Source organism: Agrococcus sp. HG114, assembly GCF_024723325.1.
Classification (GTDB): domain Bacteria; phylum Actinomycetota; class Actinomycetes; order Actinomycetales; family Microbacteriaceae; genus Agrococcus.
In genome coordinates, this window is record NZ_JANQCH010000146.1 from 1 (window position 1) to 5335 (window position 5335).

Consider the following 5335-nt stretch of genomic DNA (forward strand, 5'->3'; position numbering starts at 1 on the left):
CCCCCGCGCCCGCCGCTCCCCAAGGCGCACGCCCACGCCGCGCGACTCGCAGGCGGCGTCGGCGGCGGCATCGCGTGGCTCGGCCTCGGCATCGCGCAGGCCGCGATCATCCTGCTCGCCCTCCCGATGGTGTTCAGTGCCGCCGTCTTCGGGATCGGCTTCGCGATCAGCGGCGGGGGTCCGAGCGCGACGAGCGGCGCGTGGCCGCAGCTCCTCGACTGGCTCGGCTCGCCCGGCGCCGTGCTGCTCATGCTCCTCGTCCCGCTCGGCGTCGTCGTCTGGCTCCTGGGCCTCTGGCTCAGCGCCCGCATGCTGCGGCGGGCGGGCCTCGCGCGCCCGGCGGGCGTCACCTGGGCCGGCTTCGGGGTCGCGCTCGGCGCGAACCTGCTCCTCGGCAGCCTCGGCGGCGTCACCTTCGGCCCCGCCCTCGGCATGCCGTTCGGCGGCCCGAGCGTCGACATCGACCCGAGCGACACCGACTGGGGCCGGGACTGGGGCGCGAACGGCGTCGACCTCGACCCGCAGCTGCTCGAGCGCATCGCCGACCCCGGTCAGCTCGTCGCCCTCGCGAGCCCGTGGGTCGCGCTCGGCACCCTCGCGTCGCTCGTCGTGCCGATCGCGCTCAGCGTCCTCTCCTGGTGGTGGATGGCGCACGCCCTCCGCGCGAAGGTCGAGCCCGAGGTCGTCGCGGAGGCCTGACCGGCCGAGCCGTCGCCGCGCGGCCGAGCCCGCGCATCCGCCCTGCCCCTCGGCGTGCAGGGCGGATGCGCCCGGTCGCGGCAGGATGGACGGGTGACTGACGAGCTCGAGACCCCGCACCGCCGACCGCTCTGGTCGCTCATCGGCATCGGCCTGTTCGCCGGATTCCTCTCGGGCCTGTTCGGGATCGGCGGCGGCATCGTCATCGTGCCGCTGCTCGTGCTCGCCGCCGGATTCAAGCGGCGGCTCGCGGCGGGCACCTCGCTCGCCGCCATCGTGCCGGCGGCGCTCGTCGGCGTCGCGAGCTACGCGGCGCTCGAGCAGGTGGACTGGCTCGTCGCGCTCATCCTCGTGCTCGGCTCGGTCGTGGGCGCGCAGCTCGGCGCCCACCTGCTGCACCGGCTGCCGGTGATCGCGATCCGCTGGGCGTTCATCGTCTTCCTCGTCGCGGTCGCCGTGAGCCTGTTCTTCGTCGTCCCCTCGCGCGACGCCGAGCTCGAGCTGGCGGTGCTGCCCGTGATCGGCCTCGTCACGCTCGGCTTCGGCACGGGCGTGCTCTCCGGCATCCTCGGCGTCGGCGGCGGCATCATCGTCGTGCCGATGCTCATCCTGCTGTTCGGCCAGAGCGACCTCGTCGCGAAGGGCACGTCGCTCGCGATGATGATCCCCACCGCGATCTCGGGCACGATCGGCAACCTGCGCCGCACGAACGTCGACATCCCCGCCGCGCTCATCGTCGGGCTCTCGGCGTGCGTCACGACCGCCCTCGGCGCGGCCGTGTCGGTCGCGCTCGACCCGCGCACCGCATCCATCGTCTTCGCCGTCTTCCTCGCCGTGCTCATCGTGCGGCTCGTCATCGAGGCGTGGAAGATGGGCCACCAGGAGTGACCCCGGCCGGGCGCGGCTCGGCTCCTCCCTGGTCGCGACGGCGCGGCGGCGCCCGGTCGGCACCGCCGCGCCCGATCACGGGGGCGGATGCGCGGCGTCAGCTGAGCAGGTGCGCCCAGGTCACGGGACCCACCGAGCCGTCGACGTAGAGCCCGCGCGACGACTGGAACGAGCGCACCGCCTGCAGCGTGATCGAGCCGAACGAGCCGTCGACGACGGGGTTCCAGCCCCGCGCGTTGAGCGCCCCCTGGAGCGCCCGCACCGCGTTCGAGCTCGCGCCCTGCCGCAGGGTCACGGCGAGCGGCGACTCCCACGTCTGCTTGCCGACGATCCCGTCGGCGACGATGCCCTTCGCCCGCTGGAACGAGATGACCGCCGACTGCGTCTGCGAGCCGAAGGAGCCGTCGATCGTGAGGCTCCGGCCCGAGTGGACGAGCAGGCGCTGCGCCGCGGTCACGCGGAAGCCGGCGCTGCCGACCTGGAGGGTGGGCCAGGGACGCGTCGTGATCGGGGTCGGCGCGGGGGCCGTGCCGCCCGAGAGGCGGGCGGCGACCGCGCTGCGCAGCTCGCCGAGGCGCGCGTGGAGCAGGTCGCCGGGGCACGCGGTCGCGTTGTAGTTGCGGTGCCCGTAGATCGCGGTCGCCGGCAGCCGGTAGGTCTGGCAGAGGTACGCGCACAGGGATACGAGCGACGCCCACTGCGCGCTCGTCGGCTGCACCGACGTGAACGTGCCCTCGGTCTCGATGCCGAGCGAGGTGCTGTTCTGGCCGGAGACGTGCGCGCCGTGCGGGAAGAGGCGGCCCGTCGCGAGCCCCTCGAGGGTGCGGTGCCGACCCTCGAGGATGTAGCCGCCGCGCGCGATCGTGAAGTGCTGGCCGGTGTCGGACCAGCCGCGCGCGAAGTGCCACTGCTGGATCTGCCGGGCGATGCTGATCGCCGCCGACTGGGAGGTGCTCGTCGAGTTCGACGAGGCGGTGTGGTGCACGATGATCTTCTGCGGCGGGCCGACGAGCGAGATGGCGCTGCGTGCAGGGGCGGCGCCCCAGCCGGCGCACGAGATGATCGACGGCCGCGCGACCGCGGCGTGCGCGGCGGGTGCCGAGCCGGGCGCGAGCGGGAGCGCGAGCGCGCCGGCGACCCCGAGCAGGCCGCCGAAGAGCAGGCGCCGGGAGATGGGGCGCTGCTCGTGCGCGTCGACCTCCGGCACGCCGGTGCCGGCCTCGGCCGCGTCGATCTGTCGGGTGGGGTCGTCGGCGTGCATGGTGCTCCCTCGCGCTGTGGGCGCCGCGCCGGTCGGCGGCGGTCGCCTCGGGCATCGTAGGAAGCGGGTGCGCGCGGCGGCCAGGGGGAGAAGTGCCCATCCCCGCGGGCGTCGCGCGTGCTAGCACCCCGCTACCAGCCGCGGGTCCCGGGCCCGCCCTTGCAGGGGCCCCGCACCCTCGAGGTGATCCAGCCGCCGTAGAAGCCGCCCTCCTGGGCGACGACGCGCTCGCCGTCGACCTCGATCGCGTCCATGCGCCCGGGGTAGATCGCGACGTGCTCGACGAGCGCCTCGAAGCCGGGTCGGGGCGTGGGGTACTCCCACGCCGCGCCGACCTCGACGCGGCCGCCGCCCGAGACGGTGAGGTAGCGCGCCGCACCCTTCCACTCGCACACGCTCGCTCCGGGGGCGGGGCTGAGCGCGCCCTCGCGGAACGCGGCGCGAGGCAGGTAGTAGGTGGGCGGATGGCTCGTCTCGAGCACGCGGAGCGCGGCCCGGGTCTCGACGATCACCTCGCCCCCGAGCGTCACGCGCACGAGCTCGTCGCTTGGCTCCACCCGCGGCGGCCGCGGGTAGTCCCACACCGACTCGATCGCTCGCACGGCTACTTCGTGACGTCGATCGCCTCGGTGGGCGGGGGCAGCGTGAGCGTGCCGGTGCGCGTCATGCGGTCGGAGCGACGCACCCGCAGCCACCAGATGCCGCCGATGACGAACGCGACGAGGCACGTGCCCGCCGCGACCAGCAGGCCCGCCCGGGGACCCCACGCATCCGCGACCCAGCCGACGATGGGCGCGCCGATCGGCGTGCCGCCCATGAAGACCGCGCCGTAGAGCGCCATCGCGCGGCCGCGCATCTCGGGCGAGCTCGTGAGCTGCACCATCGAGTTGGCGTTCGTCATGAACAGCTGCGCGGTGAAGCCCGCGAGCACGAGCGCGACGCCGAACAGGATGATGTGTGGCGCGACCGCGGCGGCGAGGCAGCCGAGCACGAACAGGCCGAGGCCCCCGATGATGAGCGTCCAGCGGGGGCGAGCCGCGCGTGCGGCGAGCAGGGCGCCGGTCACGGACCCGATCGCCATCGCGCTCGAGAGCACGCCGAAGGTGTCGGCCTGCGCCTCGTACTCCACGCTCGTCATCGTCGAGATGTAGATGGGGAAGTTGAGCCCGAACGTGCCGAGGATGAAGGCCATCGTGAAGATGATGAGCAGGTCGCCGCGCTTCTTCACGTAGCGGAAGCCCGCGACGATGTCGCCGAGGCCCTTCGCGCCGCGCGGGCTCGGCTGCAGCTCCGACGTGCGGATGCGCGAGAGCGCGACGAGCATGGCGATGAACGTGAGCGCGTTGATGAGGAAGACGGGCCCGGGGGCGATGAGCGCGATCAGGAGCCCCGCGACGGCCGGGCCGACGAGGCGCGCGCCGTGGAAGGACGCCGAGTTGAGCGCGACGGCGTTCGCGATGTCGTCCTTGCCGACGAGCTCGGAGACGAAGGCCTGGCGCGCCGGGTTGTCGACGGCCTGCACGATGCCGAACGCGAGCGCGAACAGCTGCACGTGCCACAGCTGCACGAGCCCCGCGGTGACGACGACGCCGAGGATGAGCGCGAGCACGCCCATCGCCGACTGGGTCACGAGCAGCACCTTGCGGCGGTCGTACTTGTCGGCGATGAGGCCCGAGACGGGCACGAGCAGCAGCTGCGGGCCGAACTGCAGGGCCATGTTGATGCCGACCGCGGTCGCGTCGTTCGCGGTGAGCACGGTCAGCACCGTCCACGACAGGGCGGTCGACTGCATCCACGCGCCGACGTTCGAGATGAGCGCGCCGGTGAACCACATGCGGTAGTTGAACAGGCGCAGGGAGCGGAACATCATCGCTCGGCGAGCCTCTGGATGACGGGGATGGCACGCTCGAGGGCGGCGCGGTCCTCGGGGTCGAGCGCGTCGATCGCGGCGGCGAGCGCGCGGTTGCGGCGCTCGCGGGTCTCGGCGATCATCGCCTCGCCCTTGTCGCTGATGCGGAACAGCACCATGCGGCCGTCGCTCGGGTGGTCGCTGCGCTCGATGTAGCCGAGCGACTCGAGGTGCTGGAGCGTCTTCACCATGCTCGGCGGCTTGACGCCCTCGGCCGCGGCGATCCGGGCGAGCGTGGGCTCCTCGACCATCTGCAGCGCACCGAGCGCCGACAGGTGGTGGAGCGAGAGCGCCTCGTCGACGCGCTCCCGGCGCATGCGCCGGCCCATCCGCACGAGCGCGACGCGCAGGGCGTCGGCGAGCGCGAGGGTGGGCATGTCGTTAGTCTACCTCACGACCTGTCCCGGCGGCAACGACGGGGCGCGTCCCGCCGCGCGGCGGGACGCGTGGTCGCGCTGCTCGCGCGCTCAGTCGTCGGAGGCGGCGGTGGCGGTCTCGGGGGTGTCGGCGGTCACCGACGGCGGCACGGGCGCCGGCGCGGGCACCTGCTGCGGCGCGTGGTGCGACCCGGCCTCGGG

At 74.0% G+C, this 5335-nt stretch carries 6 protein-coding genes; 2 read left to right on the forward strand and 4 right to left on the reverse strand.

Features of this window, described 5'->3' with window-relative positions; genetic code table 11:
* On the forward strand, positions 1 to 699 hold a 699-nt coding region (locus NWP09_RS11435), incomplete at its 5' end, for a hypothetical protein (RefSeq protein WP_258275638.1).
* Between the two features lie 93 nt (positions 700 to 792).
* Entirely contained in the window at positions 793 to 1587 is a 795-nt protein-coding gene (locus NWP09_RS11440) for a sulfite exporter TauE/SafE family protein (protein WP_258275639.1), read from the forward strand.
* A gap of 97 nt (positions 1588 to 1684) precedes the next feature.
* On the opposite strand, the gene NWP09_RS11445 is transcribed toward NWP09_RS11440, so the two are convergent.
* From NWP09_RS11445 to NWP09_RS11460, 4 genes are all read right to left on the reverse strand, one after another.
* On the reverse strand, positions 1685 to 2848 hold the full coding sequence (locus NWP09_RS11445; protein ID WP_258275640.1) for an N-acetylmuramoyl-L-alanine amidase: 1164 nt from the start codon (positions 2846 to 2848) through the stop codon (positions 1685 to 1687).
* Positions 2849 to 2979: 131 nt separating this feature from the next.
* Entirely contained in the window at positions 2980 to 3450 is a 471-nt protein-coding gene (locus NWP09_RS11450) for a DUF427 domain-containing protein (RefSeq protein ID WP_258275641.1), read from the reverse strand.
* 2 nt (positions 3451 to 3452) lie between these two features.
* A complete protein-coding gene (locus NWP09_RS11455; RefSeq protein WP_258275642.1) occupies positions 3453 to 4718 on the reverse strand; it encodes an MFS transporter in 1266 nt (421 codons plus the stop codon).
* On the reverse strand, positions 4715 to 5134 hold the full coding sequence (locus NWP09_RS11460; protein ID WP_258275643.1) for a MarR family winged helix-turn-helix transcriptional regulator: 420 nt from the start codon (positions 5132 to 5134) through the stop codon (positions 4715 to 4717). Before NWP09_RS11460 ends, NWP09_RS11455 begins: the two co-directional genes overlap by 4 nt.
* Between the last annotated feature and the right edge of the window lie 201 nt (positions 5135 to 5335).

Excerpts from the sequence above, each read along its gene's own strand:
- NWP09_RS11445 (WP_258275640.1), bottom strand. The coding sequence starts at position 2,848 with ATGCACGCCGACGACCCCACCCGACAGATCGACGCGGCCGAGGCCGGC.
- NWP09_RS11455 (WP_258275642.1), bottom strand. The coding sequence starts at position 4,718 with ATGATGTTCCGCTCCCTGCGCCTGTTCAACTACCGCATGTGGTTCACC.
- NWP09_RS11460 (WP_258275643.1), bottom strand. The coding sequence starts at position 5,134 with ATGCCCACCCTCGCGCTCGCCGACGCCCTGCGCGTCGCGCTCGTGCGG.